This is a genomic window from Calothrix sp. UHCC 0171, from assembly GCF_034931845.1.
Classification (GTDB): Bacteria; Cyanobacteriota; Cyanobacteriia; order Cyanobacteriales; family Nostocaceae; genus Brunnivagina.
This window is the reverse complement of sequence record NZ_JAYGHN010000016.1, coordinates 30,461-51,252: the sequence shown is the minus strand read 5'-3', so window position 1 is coordinate 51,252 and position 20,792 is coordinate 30,461. Positions and strand designations below refer to the sequence as shown.

Genomic DNA, 20,792 nt, shown 5'->3' with positions numbered 1-20,792 from the left:
ATCAAAACCTCTCTTAAGCAGCAGTCACTCAATCCGTAGAAGGAAATTTTTCCCATGCTGGAAACATTCGTAAATCCACAAATCAACCAGGATGCAAGAGAACAAGCGTTGGTACTACCATTTGCAGCAGTCGGGATTGTAGATATTCCCCTTGTCGGTGGTAAAAACGCTTCACTGGGAGAAATGATTCAGCAGTTAACACCTAAGGGTGTACGAGTTCCCACTGGTTTTGCTACAACTGCTCGTGCTTATCGCTACTTTATTGAAGCTGCTGGTTTAGAAAAGCAACTCCGGGAAGTGTTTGCCGATTTAGATGTGGAAAACATGGATAATTTGCGTCAACGGGGTCAAAAAGCCCGATCATTAATGTTGCAAACCCCATTTCCACAGCCATTGGAAGATGCCATCACTCAAGCATACAAACAATTGTGTGAGGAATATGGAACTGACACTGATGTCGCAGTTCGTTCCAGCGCTACGGCGGAAGATTTACCAGATGCTAGTTTTGCTGGACAACAAGAAACTTACCTCAATGTCCACGGTTTACCAGGAGTTCTCGAAGCTTGTCATAAATGTTTTGCATCAATTTTTACAGACCGGGCAATTTCCTACCGTCAAATCAAAGGGTTCGACCATTTTAGTATTGCCCTTTCCGTCGGTGTCCAAAAAATGGTGCGATCCGATTTAGCAGCATCGGGTGTGATGTTCTCCATTGATACCGAGACAGGATTTAAAGATGCGGCATTGATTACTGCTGCCTACGGTTTGGGTGAAAATGTTGTTCAGGGTGCAGTCAATCCTGATGAATATTTGGTCTTTAAACCTACATTAAAACAGGGATATAGCCCAATTTTAAGTAAACGTTTGGGAACCAAAGAAATCAAAATGATTTATGACATGGGAGGTTCTAAACAAACTAAAAATGTCACGGTTCCAGAGTGCGATCGCACTTTATTTGCCCTTACTGATGCGGAAATTATTGAATTGGCACGTTGGACTTGTTTAATTGAGGAACACTATTCTCAAGTGCGTGGTATTCATACTCCTATGGATATTGAATGGGCAAAAGATGGGATTAGTAATCAATTATTTATTGTTCAAGCCCGACCGGAAACAGTACAGTCGCAAAAAGCCAAAAATCTGTTGCGTTCCTATCACTTAAAAGCTAAAAGTGACGTAATCATCTCTGGACGCGCGGTGGGAGAAATGATTGGACATGGCAAAGCCAGAGTAATTTTAGATGTGCATCAAATTAACCAATTTCAACCGGGAGAAGTATTAGTAACTAACCGTACAGACCCGGACTGGGAACCTATTATGAAAAGAGCGAGCGCAATTGTGACAAATACGGGAGGTCGTGTCTGTCATGCGGCAATTATCGCTAGAGAAATGGGTATTCCGGCAATAGTTGGTTGTGGAAATGCGACCAAATTAATTAAAACTGGGGATGAGATTACAGTATCTTGTGCAGAAGGGGAAACTGGCAATATCTATCGTGGATTGTTAGATTATGAAGTGCAAGAAATTCCCTTAGAAAAACTGCCCCGCACCCGCACAAAAATCATGATGAATGTGGGTAATCCTGAAGAAGCATTTGGTTTAAGTGCAATGCCTAATGATGGTGTGGGATTGGCAAGAATGGAGTTTATTATTGCTAATCATATTAAAGCCCATCCCTTAGCGTTAATACATTTTGACGAGTTAGAAGACGAACTTGCGAAATACAAAATTGCCGAATTAACACCACAATACGAAGATAAAACTGAGTTTTTTGTCGATAAACTTGCCCAAGGTATTAGCACAATTGCCGCCGCATTTTATCCCAAACCAGTAATTGTCCGTCTCAGTGATTTCAAGAGTAATGAATATGCCAATCTCTTGGGCGGAAAACAATTTGAACCAACCGAAGAAAACCCAATGATTGGCTGGCGAGGTGCATCACGTTACTACGATGAAAGATATCGTGAAGGCTTTGCTTTAGAATGTCAAGCGATGAAAAAAGTCCGTGATGATATGGGTTTAACTAATGTCATTTTAATGGTGCCATTTTGTCGAACCCCCCAAGAAGGTAAACGAGTCCTCGCAGAAATGGCAAAACATGGATTAGTGAGGGGAGAGAATAATTTAGAAGTTTATGTCATGTGTGAATTGCCGAGTAATGTGCAACTTGCAGATAAATTTAGCGAAGTTTTTGATGGTTTTTCAATTGGTTCTAATGATTTGACTCAATTGACTTTAGGATTGGATCGAGATTCAGAATTAGTTGCACATTTATTCGACGAACGTGATGAAGCTGTCAAACGCACTATTGCTCAAGCTATTCACACCGCCAAAGAATATGGACGTAAAATTGGTATTTGTGGACAAGCACCTAGCGACTATCCAGAATTTGCCCGTTTCCTTGTTCAAGAAGGTATTGATTCTATTAGTCTTAACCCTGATTCTGTGTTGAAGACGTTGTTAGAGATTGCCGCAGCAGAGGAGAATTAGGAGTTAGAGTTGATTTAAAATTCGTCTCTCTTCAACTCGATCGCTAGTAACGCCAATAATTGTAGAGACATTAATTAAAGCTAAATAAATCTTCAATTTAATGCCTCTACATAATACATAAAAAATAACAGAGGTAATAATTATGTTTCACAAAATCTTAGTTGCAGTTGATAACTCTCCAGTGAGTACAAAAGTATTTGATGAAGCAGTAAATTTAGCCAAAGAGACAAATGCAAATTTAATGTTGGTTCATGTTTTATCTCCATTTGATGAATCTTATCTGACTTCATCTGGAGCTTATTCGAGCAGCTACTATCCCACTTTTAATGCCAATAATATTGAATATTACATGGGAGTATGGGAAGAATTAAAAGAGGAAGGATTGAAGTATTTAAATATGCTTGGCGATGAAGCTAATAAATTGGGAGTCCCTACAGAAATAACCCAAAATTTAGGCGATCCAGGCAGAACAATTTGTGAACTTGCGAGTAATTGGAACGCTGATTTAATAATTATTGGTCGTCGTGGTCGTAGTGGTTTAAATGAATTTTTCTTGGGTAGTGTGAGCAATTATGTTTTGCACCATGCACCTTGTTCTGTTCTGACTGTACAAGGAAAAAATATTGTCAAAGCAGAAGAAGTAGAAAAATTAGAAACAACCTCATTTTAAATTTGTGTTTTGAAGTTGCGATCGCTCACTGATAACTAATTCCAGAGGTGACTGTAATGACTGAAATCAATGGTATTTGGGATGTAAAAGCAAAAGATTTTCCACAAACAGCAACCACAGCAGCAAAACTGAAGTTTCTTCTGAACTATGCCATACTTGCACCTTCTAGTCATAATACTCAACCCTGGCGTTTCCAAATTACTGCTAATGCCATTTATCTCTATGCTGACAGAACTCGTCTGTTACCAATTGCTGATCCCCAAGGGCGAGAGCTAATTATTAGTTGTGGTGCTGCTTTATTTAACTTACGTATGGCTATACGTCATTTTGGTTACATGGAAAAAATCACCACTTTTCCAGAACCCGAAAAACCTGATTTATTAGCTTGTATCGAATTAGGCGAGCATCTACAACCTAGCACTGATGACGATTTGCTATTCCGGGCAATTCCCCGGCGACATACCAACAGACATGATTACCAAGATTGGGATATTCCAGAAACATTTTTCAAATGGTTACAGAAAGATGCTTCACAAGAGGGTGGATATTTACATGTAGTCAAAAACGGCACAGTTCGTCGTACTATTACTGACTTAGTTGCAGAAGCCGACCATTTACAAATGGCTGATGCAAATTACCGCAGTGAATTAGCTACATGGATGCGTCCTAGTAATAGTAAGAGTCATGATGGTATTCCTGTCTACGCTCATGGTATAGACGAATACTTTGATTTTACGACTCCCTTATTTGCTCTTGTTTTACGAAATATTAATATGGGTGATTCTGTTGCCGAACATAGTCGCAAATTACTAGAAAATTCTCCGGCAATTATCGTTTTAGCGACTGAAACAGATACACCTAGTGACTGGTTAGCAATCGGACAAGCATTAGAACGGGTATTGCTGCGGGGACAAGTAGTTGGGTTATCTACATCTTTTTTAAATCAGCCAATTCAAGTACCAGAATTACGCAGTCAATTAAGCCAGTTGCTCGATTGTTGTGCCTATCCACAAATTATTTTGCGTTTGGGTTTTGGTGTGGAAGTAAAACCAACGCCGAGACGCTCTGTTGATGAGGTTATGAGTTCAAGCTTGCTGGTTTAATCTCTGGAATTGGTGTTATATTTCCACGCCTGAGGTTTTTCTTCGCTTTAGTTCCTATTTTCGGCATTATTGCCTATACAATCATTTATTTCTACCAAGAATATCAACAGGAAAAGCAACATTTTTTATAAAATTTTGTATCAAAGAAGGTTTTGAATATGTCTAACAACTATCAGCAAAAAATTACCTCGCTGTGGAATGTTTTTCTCTTGGGAACTTTGTTCCATACTCAATTAGGTTTAATGCCACTATTCCACGGTTTAAGCGTTGCTCATCCTAATTTACATGCTCATGATTTCAAGGATATATCATCTATTTTGTGGTTAATGTTACTTTTTTTTGTTCTGCCAATCTTGGCAATTATTGCCACTAACTTTACTAATTCCCGAAGCTACAGATTTACTCACTTTTGCTTGACTATTATCTATTCTGTGATGAATTTCATTCACTTAGCTATGGATTTAAATGTCAAACCAATTATTTGGTCACAAATTACTTTGATGTTGATTTTATTTTTGATTGGTTTGTTATTAAATATTGTTTCATACCAATGGATACGGGAAGGAATGCACAAAAAACAATTACATATTCAAGGGAGTTAAAAATTTTGGATATTTTTTTGGGTATTCTTTGGGAGAGAACGTGATTTTTCCCCTACAGTCACTTGATTAGTTTTAATTGTCACTATGTACTTAATAGATTGACATTAACATTGATGTTAAGGTTTAGGCTGAAGAAGTTGAGATGATTGACTTCTATGGATTTACCATTGGCATCAACTAGGAACTATAAAACCCAACTCAAAACCCTACTTCAAGAACATCCCGACGCTATTGCGGCTATTGTATGTGCCATCTTTGTGGTTGTGGGTTGGTTGGCGCTGCACTTAAATTGGATTTCCCTGGCTTTGTTTTTACTTCCGGTTGCTTATGTGATTGGTGGATATGGGAGCGCTAAGGAAGGGTTGACAACACTCTGGGAAGAAAAGGAGCTTGATGTTGATTTATTAATGATTGTTGCGGCTCTGGGTGCTGCTATTTTGGGTTTGTGGCGACGGGAATATTATTTAATTGTTGATGGTGGAGTGTTAATTCTCATTTTTGCGGTTAGTGGTGCATTGGAGGGTTATGCAATGCAACGCACTGAAAATGCAATTCGCAGTTTGATGAGTCTTACCCCCGATACGGCGAGGATATTGGTATGTGGGGAAGAACGAGAAGTTAGTATTAATAAATTACTGGTTGGTTCACTGGTAATTGTCAAACCTGGAGAAATGATTCCTTGTGACTGTATTATTACTGATGGATTTAGTAGCATTAATCAATCCGCAATTACAGGTGAATCTTTACCTATAGAAAAAACAATTGGTGATGAAGTTTTTGGTGGGACAATTAATGGGAATGGAGCCTTGAAATTGCGGGTACATCAACCACCCGAATCTAGTTTAATTCAGAGGATTGTGAAACAGGTTTTGCAAGCACAAACCGAAGCACCGCCATCACAGTTATTTTTGGAAAGGTTTGAGCGGAGTTATGCGAAGGTGATTGTGTTTGTTGGCGTAATTTTGGCAACTTTACCGCCGTTTATTTTAAATTGGGATTGGGAAACGACGATTTACAAAGCTCTCATTTTTCTCGTTGTGGCATCTCCCTGCGCTCTCATGGCTGCAATCATGCCAACATTGCTATCGGGAATTGCCAATGGTGCTAGACAAGGAATTTTATTCAAAAGTGGTTCCCATTTGGAAAGAATAGGGAAAGTAAATGCGATCGCATTTGATAAAACTGGTACTCTGACTACAGGGAAGCCGGAAGTGGTTGAGATTATCCCTGTATCTGGTTGTTCGGAAATTCAAGTTTTGCAAATCGCCGCCGCAGTGGAATTATTTTCTGAACATCCCATTGGGAAAGCAGTAGTCAATTTTGCCGAAATCCGCAATCTGACATTACCCACAGCTAATAATGTTCAAGCCTTAGCTGGATTTGGGATTACTGCGGAAATCGACAATCAAAAAATTATCTTGGGAAAAACTGGTTTGATTCAGCAGGAAGTGGGCGAAATTCCTCAATCCTTAATTCAATTAAGTCAAGAATTAGCAGCCAGCGAAAAAACTATCATTTGGGTAGCCCAAGCCGGAAAAATATTAGGATTAATTACAGTTGCAGATAGCATTCGTGAAGAAGCTAGATTTTTAATCCAAAAATTGCAAAAAATGGGGATACAAAAAGTGATTATGCTAACAGGGGATAATCAACTCGCTGCCCAAAATATTGCTCAAAAGTTAGGAATTACAGAAGTTTATGCCGAATTATTGCCGGAAGATAAAGTTAGCATTATTAAACAGTTGAAAAAAGAATATGGCAACGTGACAATGGTTGGTGATGGCATTAACGATGCGCCCGCACTAGCTACCGCAACAGTCGGCATTGCCATGGGTATTGCTGGCAACGATATCGCTTTGGAAACAGCAGATATAGTCCTAATGTCAGACAATTTGGCTAAAATTACCACAGCAATAAAATTAGGCGATCGCACTTTAAAAATTATCAAGCAAAATATTACCTTTGCTCTTAGTTTTATCGTTGTTTTACTAATCGCCAACTTCGCTACCAATTTAACTTTACCAATTGGAGTGATTGGACATGAAGGTTCGACAATATTAGTTACATTAAACGGATTACGCCTATTGCGACAATAGTGAAAAGAAAGTAAAAAGGCAGGAGGCACAAGGCAAAAGCGCAAAGTAGACGGTGTCGGCTTTCGTCACGTCTAACTTTGTAAGAAGGCAAAAGAAAGAGAATTTTATCAGCTTTTCAACCATTTTTAGATGGTAGCTTTATTTCCGCCCTTGTTAGCAATATTAAGTCTGTTAATCACTGACGATTAAACTGTCTCCTTATCTCCCCATCTCCTTATCTCCCCATCTCCTTATCTCCCCATCTCCCCATCTCCGCGTCTCCCTATCTCCGTATCTCCCCATCTCCGCGTCTCCCCATCTCCCCATCTCCGCGTCTCCCTATCTCCGTATCCAGACATGATATGATACTTTACTGTACGCAAATATCACTCAAAAATTCCTATTGAGTATAGGTTTGCAAATAATCAACTTGGCATAAAATAGGAGTCTTACACAAGTCAGTATATTTTTTAAGTAAAGTCACCAGGGCTTGCTCGTGACTATAAAGTAACAATGAATGCATTTGATTTAGCTTTTACCCCAGCCTTGAAATTGGCAGAATTAATTCGCGATCGCGAGATTTCGCCGTTAGATTTAGTAGAATTATACTTAGAACGGATATCCCATCTCAATCCCCAATTCGGCGCTTATTTTACCGTTGCCGCCGAGCAAGCCATAAACGACGCAAAAGCCAAAACTGCACTACTGGCAACAAATCCGACAGAATTACCACCTTTTTTTGGTGTACCCATTTCCATCAAAGATTTAAATCCCGTTCTCGGTGTCCCCTGTAGCTATGGAACAGCAGCCTTAGTTAAGTATATCCCTGAGTATGAAGATGTCGTTGTCACTAAAATTCGCGAAGCCGGATTTATTATTCTTGGTAAAACTGCTACATCAGAACTAGGTTCTTTCCCCTACACAGAACCAACTTGTTTCCCTCCCTCCCGAAACCCGTGGAATCCAGAATATACCTCCGGTGGTTCCAGTGGAGGAGCGGCGGCGGCGGTAGCAGCAGGCATGTCTCCCATTGCTCAAGCATCCGATGGTGGTGGCTCAATACGTGTACCTGCTGCCTGTTGCGGCTTATTTGGCATCAAACCAGCACGCGGTAGAATCTCCCCAGCACCCGCAGGCGATCGCTTTGGGGGACTGGCGACAAATGGACCGATCGCCCGGACTGTGGCTGATGCTGCGGCACTTCTGGATGTCATGTCGGGGAATATACCAGGTGATACTTACACATTGCCGAAACCAGAATTATCATTTCTCTCGGCAAGTCGGCAAAAACCCGGTAGGCTAAGAGTAGCTTATGCTACTAGTATTCAGGCGATCGCGATCGCAGATACAACTTCCCAACAAGCTGTATTACAAACAGTCCAATTACTGCAAGAATTGGGACATACAACCACGGAAAAATGTCCTGATATTCGGGGTTTAGTCGAACCATTTCAAACCATTTGGCGAACTGGAATTGCAGCATCGGATGTACCTTTAGAAAGTCTGCAACCAATGAATCGTTGGTTAATCTCAAAAAATATAACTGCTACTGAATACGTCAAGGCAGTTGCCCAAATGCAAATTTTATCGCGACAAATCGCTAACTTTTTTAATGATTTTGATCTGTTGTTATTACCAGTATATCTGCATTCTCCGATTCGTGTGGGCGAGTGGTCTCATTTAAGCCCAGAAGATATATTTGAAAATATTATTCAATGGATTGCACCCTGTGCCTTAGCCAATGCAACAGGACTGCCGGCGATTGCTTTACCAGTCGGTTTTGATCAATTAGGTTTACCAATGAGTGTCCAATTTGTTGGCAAAGCTGCTGCGGAATCGACTTTAATTAGTCTTGCCGCCCAACTGGAAATGGTGAAACCTTGGGTGAATAAATTACCGAATTTGCTTCATTGATAATAGCTATTTGTTGCCAACTATGAAATACAGTCATGTCTAACTATTCGTGTAAGAATAAATTGAACAAGTAGTATGAGCAGCCTTCAGTCGAGCCGCGCTCATGTCGAAGTCTTGCCCACCTTTGGAAAATAGCAAGCGAGACGCTTGCACTACTTATTTTTATATGATTCCTAATTTGTGGGATTCCAAATATATTTTCCCCTTCTATCAATATAACCCGCACCACCAACAGCATATACTAATGCTAAATCATCCTGAAAACCCAAAGTCAAATCAAACTGTGGCGGAATCATCATTTTTCCAGTTTTATCGATAAAACCATATTTAGCATTTACCTTCACAGCCGCTAATCCTTGGGAAAAACTCATAGTCCGATTATATTGTGCTGGAATTACCATTTCTCCATTGGTATTGATAAAGCCCCATTTTTCCCTAATTTGTACTGCCGCCAAACCCTCGACAAAGTCCTCTGCATCATCAAAATTTGGCTTAATGACAAATTTACCCAACTGATTGATAAAACCATATTTATCACCAATTTGGACTGCCGCTAATCCTTGAGAAAATCTGAATGTACTTTCAAATTTAGGCAAAATGACTACTTTGCCATCAACATTAATATATCCCCATTTGTCATTAATTTGCACGGCAGCAAGTCCCTCATAAAAATGTAAGGCTGCTGCAAACTGTGGCTGGATAACTATTTTCCCTAAGTAATCGATGTAGCCCCATTTTTCCTGAATTTGAACTGCTGCCAAGCCATTTTTAAAAGCCAAAGCTCCATCAAACCTTGGTGGAATAACTACTTTACCAAATGAGTTAATAAAACCATATTTATTATCAATCATTACTAAGGCTAAACCATTAGCAAAAGCATAAGACAAAGGATATTTTGGGGTAATTACTCTCTTTCCTGTAGTGTCAATATAACCATATTTATTACCAACTTTTACCTGCGCCAATCCATCTACAAAAGACCATGCTAAATCAAACTGTGCAGGGATAATAATTTGACCATTTTGGTTAATAAATCCATATTTTCCGTTTTGAGTAATTCTATATAACTTTGTTGAAATTTTCTGATAATTCAAAGTTGTATTTGTTAAAGATTTATTTTGATTTTTTCCACTATTATCATTCAGCTTAGACGTTAAATTAGATGCTAAATTTGGATATAAAAAAAGAAGATTAGTTATACTAAAAAGCGTTAATAAAATTAGTAGATTTAGCTTTAGATTTAGCCTCTGAAAATGTTGCGTCATTGTTAACCCCATGCAGCTTGATTATAATTTTCAATTTCAACCAAGACATCTAGCCAATCAACTAGGTTCCCAGACTGCCTAATATCCGTGACTTCTTCAACAAGCCCAGATATTATCAGCAGTCATAAATTTGACACACCAAGTCAGTGAGATTTAGGCTTCTCCTATTTCCCAGCAGGGATTTCCTCATGAGACTCAATCATCAACTGCATTGTCTCAATTGCTAAATCCCGCAAGTCTTGATTGAGAAAAACAGTACCTTTTGCACCGAAGTGACGATCGAAAATTGCCACATTGCGACTATTACCATTGATGAATCCCTGCATAAAAGCAATCAAAGCATAGTTCACAGAGTTCAGAAATTTAGAATTGTTTTCCGGTAGCATACATGCAATACCTTCTCGCGAAAACGGGCGATCGGGTACTATTTTGAAAGCATCATGATTTTTCTCCGACTGTAACCAACCTTCAGCCAGGATGCCGTCGGATGCAAAAGCGTCAATCTTTCCTTGTTGTAAAGCTATGTATCCTTCCTTACGGTTTTTAAAATATACTAGTTTTGCTTTAGGTTGTACCCGGCGGATTGCCCTTTCGTTTGTGGTTTGTGACAAAACCCCAATCCGTTTACCGAGTAGAGATTCTGCTGTTCCCAGGTTGCTCTCCTTCTTCACCAACATTTGCGTACCTGTAACACCATAACTAACTGAAAAATCAACTTGTTTATCCCGTTCCCAAGTAAAACTACTTGCATCGCAAACAATATCAACTTGGCGCTGCAAAATCTTGGGGATGCGTTCTTCTGGGGGAAGGTTGACTAGTTTCAGTTGAATTTTTCTACCAAGTTCTTTTTCTAGTTGCTCTTTAATTAACACCAACATGTCTACAGAGTAACCAGCTGATTGACCTTTTTTATCAGTATAAGCAAATGGAATTGCGTCTTTGCTGGTACCAGCAGTTAGCACTCCAGTGCGTTTTATCTTTGCCATTACCGTTTCCGCAAATGCTTGCTGTGAGATACCTCCTACAAGCATAAGACTGAGGACGGCAACGAAATACTTGGTAAAGGCTATTTTCTGAGGCATTTTCATAACATAACTCCATGCGATCGCACAAAATCAAAATACTGCTCTTGAGAGAGAAGTTCCAATGATGGTTTAAAATACAGCATTTTTGCTACTTATGTACGCTCTATCACCATCTAAACTGAAAAATTTCTCAAGACATAACTGGCGATGCACTATTCATAATCTCAACATGAGACAGGAGTAATTGCGTCATGATTTATGCATTTTTCATACATGATATATCTAGCAAACAAAAGACAATATCCATATAATTCATAGTTGGCGTGTAGAAATATGATGTCTGTTTTTATTCCAGAATTATAAATTGATGAAATTATTCTGAGTCGTATTTATCAATAACCACAATTATTTCTTGATGAAAAATATTTTCTCATAAAAATGTATAAACTACCTACATAAATCTGCTCAATATATATTTTTTATTTCATATTTTTATAATTTTTTTGGTGTTTACTTATTGCCAGAAAGAATTACAATAGGAAATTAAAAGTGCTATTGCTATTGGATAACTATTTCCTTCTATCTGCGAGGTTAGTAATAACTTGATGGTTGTAGTTACTCCAGTCTTCTGAGGACGTAAGGAAGCGTAAAATCTTGCAATCTCTGTATTCAACAAGATTAATATGGGTATTTAACAGTTACTTTTACCTATATTAGTCAGAGTTTGCAAATTATTAATTTGGCATTTTTGTAACTGTAGATATACAGAAAAATATCTGAATTCTGTATGTTTAAATTGCCCAACATTTTCAAGCGTCCGAGATGAATAGCAGATATTGCCATAGGAAAGTTTGCTGATTTCGGCAATTTATCTGAATTTGTGGTTGGTGAGTAGTGATGGTTGTTAAGTGTTCATTTCATGGGTAGTGGGTAATGGTTAATAGAGTCATGGGTAATGGTTGATGCTTGGCTTGGTACTTAATAGGTAATACCTGATTTAAGCTCCAATAGATAATTCACTATTAACTAGTAACAATTAACAATTACTGCGGGAGTCAATAATCTAAAATAGAGATGCAAAATTCAAAACTGCGTAACTTAGTGACAGATAGCAATTCCCAATGGCTAGCTGCGCCAGCAGAATTAAAGCTGCTAAAAGATGAAATTCATGTTTGGCGGCTAGACTTAGATAGACCAGAGTCTCAATTACAGCAGTTTGTCAGTTTACTTTCCGATGACGAACTTGCTAGAGCCGATCGCTTATACTTCCAACAGCATCGGCAGCGTTTTATCGTCGGTCGCGGTATACTCCGGACAATATTGAGCAAATATTTGCATGTGTTACCGCAGGAGTTGCAGTTTTCCTATGAAGCTTTTGGTAAACCAGTTCTAGCCGAAAAATTTAGTTCCAGTAATTTGTGGTTTAACCTATCCCACTGTCAAAGTATGGCATTATGTGCCGTATGCTTAAATCGTCCAATCGGGATAGATTTGGAGTATATTCGTCCAATCACAGATGTTGTGACTTTAGCACAGCAGTTTTTCTCCCCCAATGAATATGCTGCCATGAAGTCGCTTCCTCCCAACCAAAAACAAGAAGTCTTTTTCCGCTATTGGACTTGCAAAGAAGCCTATCTCAAAGCCACTGGCGCAGGTATTTCTCAACTCCAACAAATCGAAGTCATTCTCAGTCATAACGAACCAGCCAAAATCAAAAATGCCTTAGATTGGAGTTTGCTAGAACTCTCTCCAGCACGTAATTCTATTGCTGCGATCGCTGTACCGGGTAATCGCGGCAGCCTGAAACTTTGGCAGTTTTAGTTTAGGGGAAAGGCAAGAAAATATACAGCAGTGGTTCGCCAAGTTAAAATTCACTGGTTGAGGTTAACGCGGAGATTTTTATCCCCACAAAGTTGCTTCGGTAAACCACTAACTTGCCTTTTCCTAATTCCAAAAATCAAGGGTGTATCTCATACATCCTTATATTTATCACAAGGGGAAAACCGTACTTATTGCCTGCACCCTATATTCAGCACCTACCTTACAATTATTAAGGGATACTTAACATATCTTCTTATTAACATTTGTTTGGAATCTTGTGTAAACCATGCAGGCAACTACAACTCATCCCACAACCTCAGTACCTGGTCAATATTGGCAATGGCGTGGATATAACGTTCACTACGTCAAGGCAGGAGAAAAACATCCCCACCGTCCACCATTGCTTTTGGTACATGGATTTGGTGCATCTACCGATCATTGGCGCAAAAATATTTCTGGGTTATCAAAAGACTTTGAAGTCTATGCCATCGACTTATTGGGTTACGGGCGATCGCAAAAACCAAAAATAGAATATGGTGGTAATCTGTGGCGGGATCAGTTGCATGATTTTATTACCCAAGTCGTTGGTGAAAAGGCTGTATTAGTTGGTAATTCTTTGGGAGGGTATGCGAGTTTGTGTCTGGCGGCACAGTGCCCCGATGCAGCTGCGGGGTTAGTATTACTGAATAGTGCTGGACCATTTAGCGAAGTGGATTCGACTGCGGAACCAGAAGGAATTCAAAGTGAGATTCAACCACCCCAGCAAACCGAGCTATTGCAGAAATTATTGGGTGATGTTGTGAAGTGGATTTTTAAACAGCAGTTAGCACAGTTTATTCTTTTTCAATACATGCGTCAGCGTTGGGTAATTAAAAAAACCCTCGAAAAAGTTTATTTAGATAAAAGCGCTATTAGCGAACAATTAATTGAAGATATCCATCGTCCATCTGAAGATGAAGGTGCATTTGATGTGTTTGCTTCCTTATTTACTAGTAAACCTCAAGGGGAAAAAGTTGATGTCTTGTTAAAGCAATTAACTTGTCCGTTGTTGTTACTATGGGGAGAAGCAGACCCGTGGATAAATGCATCGGAACGTTCACAGCAATTTCGCAAATATTATCCTCAATTAACCGAGCATTTTCTCAAAGCTGGACATTGTCCACATGATGAAGTTCCTCATCAAGTAAATCCACTTTTGCAAGAATGGGTTTTTTCGGTGAGTGCGAAGTAATACCAATTCTCCAAAAGCAATTAACAGATGGTGACGCGGAGACTTATTTTATGTGTTGCCAGATTTTGGAGAAAGGTTTACTTAAATCTTGCGCCTTACAAGTAAATACGTAAATCATCATATTTATAGTGATTGATTAGTCTCACTATTTATGTGTTATTTGTAGTCCATTTGAATGGACTTTATCTGTGAGACAGGGATTTACAATCCCTGGCGGACGGGAGCGTAGTTGAGTAATCGCAGAATACTGAGTTAAATTTATTTTTAACTCGCCCAAGGTGCAAGATGTCAGTTTACGGATTTTTATTTATATTTAATTTTTAGCCAAAGAATTATGAGATTAAACAACAAAGTAATCGCATTAGCGAGAATAATCGGTAAGGCATTGAGAGAAATACCATAAATTAACCACAGAAAAATGCCCGAATTAAAGGTGATAAGCATCAGAAAAGAAACATCTTGTGCTGATTTTCTTTGCCATGTTTTTAGCATTTGTGGCACAAAGGAAAATGTAGTCAAAGTCGCAGCTACTAGTCCTAAAATTGTGATCAAGTCCATATGGATACAACCCTTGTAACATCAAGTGAGCAAATCCGAATACGCCAATAAATTAACCGACGTAGTTGAACTACATCGGTTTAAAAACGATTGATGACGCTATCATTTTCCTGAGAAAAAACTTAAGCAAAAGCAGATGCTTGAGGTTTCGCAAAAATCATTCTACCTGCGGAAGTCTGTAAAGCACTGGTGACAACAACTCGAACTTCACCACCGACATAACCGCTACCTTCTTCGACAACAACCATTGTGCCATCATCAAGATAACCAATACCTTGGCTCGGTTCTTTACCTTCCTTGAGTATCTTAATATCAATATTATCGCCCGGTAAGTAAGTGGGGCGTACTGCATTCACCAAGTCATTTACATTCAACACTGGTACTTTTTGAACGCTGGCAACCTTAGACAAATTGTAATCATTTGTTAACAGTGTCCCGTTAATATCTTGGGCGAATCTTACCAATTTAGCGTCAACTGTGGCGATATCATCATAATCGGATTGATTAATAATAATTCGTTCGGAATAAGTTTCTTTAATCCGATTGAGTATTTCCAGTCCCCGCCTTCCCCGTACCCGTTTTTGATCTTTGCTAGCATCTGCGACTTGCTGTAACTCCTGCAAGACAAATTGGGGTACTATGATTTGTCCTTCCAAAAATCCAGTTTCTAGAAGCGTTTCAATTCGTCCGTCAATGATGCAACTAGTATCTAAAACTTTGGTGCTAGCTGGTTTAATAGTTCCCTCAACCAACATTGATTCGACAGTGCTAGTAGGATTAATGAAACGCATCAAACCACGTCCGTGGGTATCAGCGAGGTTCATCCCAGTGTACGCCAGTACAATGCTACCAACGACTGCAACCAGGGGTTTAATGAAACTAAAGTCAGAGGGGATGGGAAGTAAGAATAGAGGTGCCAGCATCAAGTTGGCAAGCAACAAGCCAACAATAAGACCGATCGCACGAGTTACAATGGCTTCAACTGGCATTTCACGGACTTGGGCTTCCAGTCGTCGATACCCTGTTTGAATTCTGAGTCCGAACGCACCGCCAATAATAGCGGCAAATGCAGCAACAACAAAGCGTAAAGCCTCCAGATTCGATACTCGACTTAGTGTCCCTTCCGGAAGTAAGTCGGTACTGAAAAACCCTACCCCCGCAGCTGCCAGGATGAATGAGAATATAATAATGGCATCTAGCATGGTATCTATTGGTTTCCTGCAACCGTAATTTATCAATAATATTGAGTGCTTTTTATATCATTGGCAGATTAGAGGTGGAAATATTTCATAAATATTTATCTAAATTTAGTCTAGTTTAGTTTTGTTAGTTGCACAAATAGAGGTGAAACTATTTGGCTAACTGAAAATGACGATTATGGGGTCATTTTTGTCACCTTTACTGACACTCTATCTACTTATTGGGCATTGAAATATGTCTGTATCTGCAAACATTATAACTAAAGAGCTATATTCTTTATATTCTTTAGCTTTTCATTATCTTGTAGATAAACAATTGTGAACTTAAGTTTTATTTATTTTCTGAATGATTAATCCTCCAACTTCCGCTTATGTGCATATCCCATTTTGCCGGAGACGGTGTTTTTATTGTGATTTCCCAATTTCAGTTGTAGGTGATAGTAAGCGTGGGGAAACATCTAGTGTGATTGCCCATTATGTTGAAGTATTATGTCACGAAATTGCGATCGCCACAGCTAGTTCCTCTGGGAGTCCTACACCAACACATCATCCACCTTTAACGACAATTTTTTTTGGTGGTGGAACTCCTTCGCTTCTCTCGACAGAACAATTACACCGGATTATCTCAGCTTTAGAAATGGGGTTTGGGATTGCGGCGAATGCAGAAATTTCGATGGAAATGGATCCAGGAACCTTTGATTTCGGACATATCCAAGGCTATCGTCATGCTGGGGTGACAAGGGTTAGTTTTGGAGTTCAGGCTTTTCAAGAAGAATTATTGCAAATATGTGGTCGTTCTCATCATGTTGCAGATATTTACTCCGCAGCACAGCTGATTCGCCAAGTCAATATGCCGGAATTTAGTTTAGATTTAATTTCCGGTTTACCGAAACAAAGTCTAGAAATGTGGCAAGATTCGTTAAAGAAAGCGATCGCTTTATTGCCAACACATATATCAATATATGACCTGACTATTGAGCCAGGAACAGCTTTCGGGCGTTATTACAAGCCAGGGGATCAGCCCTTACCTAGTGATGAAATGACGGTTGATATGTATCGCATGGCACAACAAATTTTAACTAGTGCTGGGTACACACATTACGAAATTTCTAATTACGCCAAAACAGGTCATCAATGTCGCCATAATCGAGTTTATTGGGAAAATCGACCTTACTACGGTTTTGGGATGGGTGCTGCCAGTTATATTGATGGTAAGCGGTTTAGCCGTCCTCGTAAGACTAAGGAATATTATGCTTGGGTGGAAGCGGGTGCTGTTGTTGATTGCGATGCCACACCAGCAGATGAGGAGTTATTAGATACGTTAATGCTGGGATTACGGTTAGCGGAGGGGGTAAGTTTAGAGAAGATAAAACAGGGATTTGGCGAAGAGAAGGAAAGGGAGATATTAAAGATTTTACAGCCATATTTTAGCGAAGGTTGGGTCGAGATGAGAGACCAAAGATTGCGGTTGACTGATCCAGAAGGTTTTTTATTTTCTAATGTCGTATTAGCACAGTTATTTACAGAACTGTAGTTTATATCGCTTCGTTAAATTGTATTTTTGCAAAATTGGAATGCTCCCTTTTAATATCCCCAATTATTGATAGCAAATTGAGAGGAGTATTTGCTATATTTTCTACCAAATTACTAATAAAAAACGACTTTACCCCCAATGGTAAAAGTCGCTTTGATGATTAATTTAAATGAACGCTATCTCTCTCAAATTGTCTCAGTTTGTGGTACCAAAGTCTGAGGGATCATGAACTGCACAAATAGTCAGCACGTACCCAACCACGACCCCTGCCAAATCCAACTAAATACCATGTATAACCATCATCACCCGTTGCATAGTCGAAGTAGCGTACCCGAACATTGTTCCTGAGTGTGGCGATAGAACCATAACTTGTCCCTGCATTCCCACGTACATTGAGGTAACCACTGCTAATACAAACTCGAAGATAAGTAGCTTGGCTCACTAATGTACCATTACTAACTTTAGATACACCATATCCACCGGGATTAGCATGACTGTAAGCAGTAGTTTGTGCTGCGCTCGCAGGTAAAGCCGAAGCGAAAAGAACTGCACTTGCCATAAATAATTTCAACACTTTAGACATGTCCAAAATCTCCTAAATTTTGTTTAAAAATGTGATAAGTGAATACAAGCAAGAGGACTTTAAATGTCTATTTGCAAAAACAAAATAGAGTTTTTTTTAAGATATTTCTGAGTAAGCTCTCTGTTGCTGTTCTTCTAATTTATGAGCAAGTTATCTGATCTCACCTGCGAAAAGATACGGAATTTTCTTTTGGTCGTAGCAAAATAATGGTAAAGTTTGTGAATCTCTCAGATATAATTCGTGTTATCTATTAAGTAATCATTTGTTAAATATTTTAGAAATTAAGCCCAGTGACAACTGAGAACGATAGATTTGTAGCAATTTCCAACTCAGTGGACGAATTAACTTCTCCTGTATTGCCAGAAATGCTGGATATCTGGCAAGATACTTTGAATTGGCAACCTAGTACCACAGAGCAAGCATTATTTCAGCAACTTTACGAATTAATTCTCGCCGGGAATCAAAAACTGAACCTCACCCGTATTACTGAAGCTTATGAGTTTTGGGAAAAGCATTTATGGGACTCTGTACGGGGATTTAAAGTTTTGTTAAACAAAAAAGCAGAAGATGCCTTAGCATCTTCTGCCCTAAAAATAATTGATATTGGTACTGGTGCCGGTATTCCTGGTATTCCTGCGGCAGTTACTATTGCCAACAGTACAGTTGATTTACTCGATTCTACTCAGAAAAAAATTACTTTTATTGATCAAGTACTAACAGAACTCAAGTTAGATAATGCGAAAACCATTGTTGGGAGGGCAGAAGAAATTGGACAATTGCGATCGCACCGTCAGCAGTACAATATAGCTTTAATACGTGCTGTTTCTTCTGCGACAGTTTGCGCTGAATACGCCTTACCTTTAATCAAAAAAGGTGGTTTGGCAATTATTTATCGGGGAACTTGGAGAGATGAGGAGAACACCGCTTTGGCAAATGCCGTACCCGAATTGGGTGGTGAAATAGAATGTATCGATCAATTTGCCACACCCCTAACTCATAGCATTCGTCACTGCCTGCACATACGCAAAATTGCATCAACCCCCGCCCAATACCCCCGTGCAGTCGGTGTACCCACACAACGCCCGCTTTAATTTGAGTAGGGGACAGGAAACAATTCCCATCCCCAATTACCTAATTTTCGATTAATTTAATGTTCGAGAAAATAAACTCTTGAACGGAAGGTTTACCATCAACATCAGTAGTAATTTCGCGACGATTGAGGATATAGTATTTACCTACTTTTTCATATTCGTCCACAAAATCACTCTTCCCACCCTTTTGCTCACCTGTTTTGGGGTCATGATACACAGAGTCATAGGTGTGAGATAAATAACCTTCACCTGTTTGATGGCTACTGAAGGTGTTGATTGTGACAACTACACCATGAATATGACGGTGAACCAAGCTGACTTCATTGTTGCGAAGTTTATATTTGTCGCCTTCAGCTTTTCCACCCATGAGGATTTCCACAGCACCATCAGCATCAGTAGCACCATAACGGAAACTGTTTTCACCGTGGGTTTGTTCAAAAGTGCGACGGACGCGGTGAACTGCGATTTCCCAAGCTTGCCCGTGGATAGCTTTTTGTGCTTCTTCGTCGGTGACACCCAGCACTTCCGCCTTCAAATTGGCACTAATTTTTACCTGTCCTTGGTATTCTTTGCCATCATATTTATAAGTAATATCCGCAGTGTAACCAGGAAAATCTTGATCCCAGGTATAGCGATTTTCGTAGGCAGCACGAAATAGTTCCTGAGCAGATACTTGTGTTGCTGTCATGTCATTCTCCTATAGACCGTTGTTTATGTTAGCTTTTTACTTGCTTCTGTTATTAGGATAGAAGTAATTGACTCACCTAGCCTAGACCCCAACTGGGTACACATATGGCAAATTCCCTGCAAAAAGTTTTAGGTGCGATCGCATCTTCCACAACCGAACGAGAATTGCAAATCGCCATCATGGAAACGGTTGGCGAACATTTTGACGTACAACGCTGGGGGATTTACCTTTTTGATGAGCAACCGCAAGTTAGGGTAAATGCTCAAGGTTTTGCCGATATCCCAGAGGTTTGCTTGCGGGGTAATCCTGTTGGTAAGTACGTCGTTGAGCGGCACGCACCCGCCCATGAACAATTAATCTTACCGGGGGGGGATTGGAAGGATTTCTGTACAAGAGATGACCATGCCCATGTGATGAGTGGTCCAATTGTGGCTGATGGTTGTCTCGTTGGTACGTTAAATTTAGCCCGCGCTACTGGTAATCCGGCTTTTACAGCTAACGATTTGGCTGATTTGAGTGCTTTGTGTTTACATCTGTCAGCAAAGTTGGCATCATTACGGGCAAAATCAAAAGTCACATTAAATAATTCGGCTTTGGCAAGTCGGTTAACTCCCCGCGAATTAGAAATTGCGGAATTGGTGGCGCAAGGGTTAACAAATAGTGAAATTGGCGAAAAACTTTGGATTACCCAAAATTCTGTTAAACAGGCATTGAAACGGATGTTTCGGAAGTTGGAAGTATCAGCAAGAGCAGAAATGGTGGCAAAATTACAAGAGATTTTGTCCTCAAAAGTTGGATTCAACTGACGCAAAGATATGGACGAGGTTGAGCATTATATATTAAAGTTTTAACAAGAAATACGCCTATAATTCTAAATTTTTGATATTTTCGTGTATTAATAGCTACTAAATATATTGCATTCAACAGTAATTTTTGGTAATTG

Annotated in this window: 17 protein-coding genes; 11 read left to right on the top strand and 6 right to left on the bottom strand. The window is 39.5% G+C overall.

The window, feature by feature from the left end; translation table 11 throughout:
* Window positions 1-54 precede the first annotated feature (54 nt).
* The 6 genes from ppsA (at window position 55) to VB733_RS14075 (ending at window position 8,854) form a co-directional block, all read left to right on the top strand.
* On the top strand, window positions 55-2,490 hold the full coding sequence (ppsA, locus tag VB733_RS14100) for a phosphoenolpyruvate synthase (RefSeq protein ID WP_323340690.1): 2,436 nt from the start codon (window positions 55-57) through the stop codon (window positions 2,488-2,490).
* Window positions 2,491-2,632: 142 nt separating this feature from the next.
* Window positions 2,633-3,160 carry a universal stress protein gene (locus tag VB733_RS14095; protein ID WP_323340689.1) on the top strand — a complete coding sequence of 176 codons (528 nt, stop codon included), beginning with the start codon at window positions 2,633-2,635 and terminating at the stop codon, window positions 3,158-3,160.
* Window positions 3,161-3,216: 56 nt separating this feature from the next.
* Window positions 3,217-4,263: an Acg family FMN-binding oxidoreductase gene (locus VB733_RS14090; protein WP_323340688.1), complete on the top strand. Its 1,047-nt coding sequence runs from the start codon at window positions 3,217-3,219 to the stop codon at window positions 4,261-4,263.
* A gap of 158 nt (window positions 4,264-4,421) precedes the next feature.
* Window positions 4,422-4,865 (top strand): hypothetical protein, encoded by a 444-nt coding sequence (locus VB733_RS14085; RefSeq protein WP_323340687.1) that lies wholly within the window; start codon window positions 4,422-4,424, stop codon window positions 4,863-4,865.
* Between the two features lie 155 nt (window positions 4,866-5,020).
* On the top strand, window positions 5,021-6,961 hold the full coding sequence (locus tag VB733_RS14080) for a heavy metal translocating P-type ATPase (protein WP_323340686.1): 1,941 nt from the start codon (window positions 5,021-5,023) through the stop codon (window positions 6,959-6,961).
* Window positions 6,962-7,453: 492 nt separating this feature from the next.
* On the top strand, window positions 7,454-8,854 hold the full coding sequence (locus VB733_RS14075) for an amidase (RefSeq protein WP_323340685.1): 1,401 nt from the start codon (window positions 7,454-7,456) through the stop codon (window positions 8,852-8,854).
* A 173-nt stretch (window positions 8,855-9,027) separates the two neighbouring features.
* Here VB733_RS14075 and VB733_RS14070 read toward each other — a convergent pair whose 3' ends face one another.
* Window positions 9,028-9,948, bottom strand: coding sequence for a WG repeat-containing protein (locus tag VB733_RS14070; protein WP_323340684.1), 921 nt, complete (start codon window positions 9,946-9,948; stop codon window positions 9,028-9,030).
* Between the two features lie 335 nt (window positions 9,949-10,283).
* Window positions 10,284-11,150, bottom strand: a complete 867-nt coding sequence (locus VB733_RS14065; RefSeq protein WP_323340748.1) for an amino acid ABC transporter substrate-binding protein — start codon at window positions 11,148-11,150, stop codon at window positions 10,284-10,286.
* A gap of 1,068 nt (window positions 11,151-12,218) precedes the next feature.
* On the opposite strand from VB733_RS14065, the gene hetI reads away from it, so the two are divergent.
* On the top strand, window positions 12,219-12,965 hold the full coding sequence (gene hetI / locus VB733_RS14060) for a 4'-phosphopantetheinyl transferase HetI (protein ID WP_323340683.1): 747 nt from the start codon (window positions 12,219-12,221) through the stop codon (window positions 12,963-12,965).
* A gap of 286 nt (window positions 12,966-13,251) precedes the next feature.
* The gene (locus VB733_RS14055; protein ID WP_323340682.1) at window positions 13,252-14,196 is read left to right on the top strand and encodes an alpha/beta fold hydrolase; all 945 of its coding nucleotides are present in this window, start codon (window positions 13,252-13,254) and stop codon (window positions 14,194-14,196) included.
* A 303-nt stretch (window positions 14,197-14,499) separates the two neighbouring features.
* Here VB733_RS14055 and VB733_RS14050 read toward each other — a convergent pair whose 3' ends face one another.
* Entirely contained in the window at window positions 14,500-14,754 is a 255-nt protein-coding gene (locus VB733_RS14050) for a SemiSWEET transporter (RefSeq protein WP_323340681.1), read from the bottom strand.
* Window positions 14,755-14,876: 122 nt separating this feature from the next.
* Window positions 14,877-15,956 carry a PIN/TRAM domain-containing protein gene (locus tag VB733_RS14045; protein WP_323340680.1) on the bottom strand — a complete coding sequence of 360 codons (1,080 nt, stop codon included), beginning with the start codon at window positions 15,954-15,956 and terminating at the stop codon, window positions 14,877-14,879.
* Window positions 15,957-16,299: 343 nt separating this feature from the next.
* On the opposite strand from VB733_RS14045, the gene hemW reads away from it, so the two are divergent.
* The gene (gene hemW, locus VB733_RS14040) at window positions 16,300-17,487 is read left to right on the top strand and encodes a radical SAM family heme chaperone HemW (RefSeq protein WP_323340679.1); all 1,188 of its coding nucleotides are present in this window, start codon (window positions 16,300-16,302) and stop codon (window positions 17,485-17,487) included.
* A gap of 223 nt (window positions 17,488-17,710) precedes the next feature.
* Here the strand turns inward: hemW and VB733_RS14035 are convergent, their stop codons facing one another.
* The gene (locus VB733_RS14035; RefSeq protein ID WP_323340678.1) at window positions 17,711-18,070 is read right to left on the bottom strand and encodes an SH3 domain-containing protein; all 360 of its coding nucleotides are present in this window, start codon (window positions 18,068-18,070) and stop codon (window positions 17,711-17,713) included.
* A 365-nt stretch (window positions 18,071-18,435) separates the two neighbouring features.
* On the opposite strand from VB733_RS14035, the gene rsmG reads away from it, so the two are divergent.
* Window positions 18,436-19,161, top strand: a complete 726-nt coding sequence (rsmG, locus tag VB733_RS14030; RefSeq protein ID WP_323340747.1) for a 16S rRNA (guanine(527)-N(7))-methyltransferase RsmG — start codon at window positions 18,436-18,438, stop codon at window positions 19,159-19,161.
* Between the two features lie 40 nt (window positions 19,162-19,201).
* Here the strand turns inward: rsmG and VB733_RS14025 are convergent, their stop codons facing one another.
* The gene (locus VB733_RS14025) at window positions 19,202-19,849 is read right to left on the bottom strand and encodes a DUF3386 domain-containing protein (RefSeq protein ID WP_096615816.1); all 648 of its coding nucleotides are present in this window, start codon (window positions 19,847-19,849) and stop codon (window positions 19,202-19,204) included.
* A gap of 104 nt (window positions 19,850-19,953) precedes the next feature.
* Here VB733_RS14025 and VB733_RS14020 point away from each other — a divergent pair, with 104 nt between their 5' ends.
* Window positions 19,954-20,655, top strand: a complete 702-nt coding sequence (locus VB733_RS14020) for a LuxR C-terminal-related transcriptional regulator (protein WP_323340677.1) — start codon at window positions 19,954-19,956, stop codon at window positions 20,653-20,655.
* Window positions 20,656-20,792: the final 137 nt, after the last annotated feature.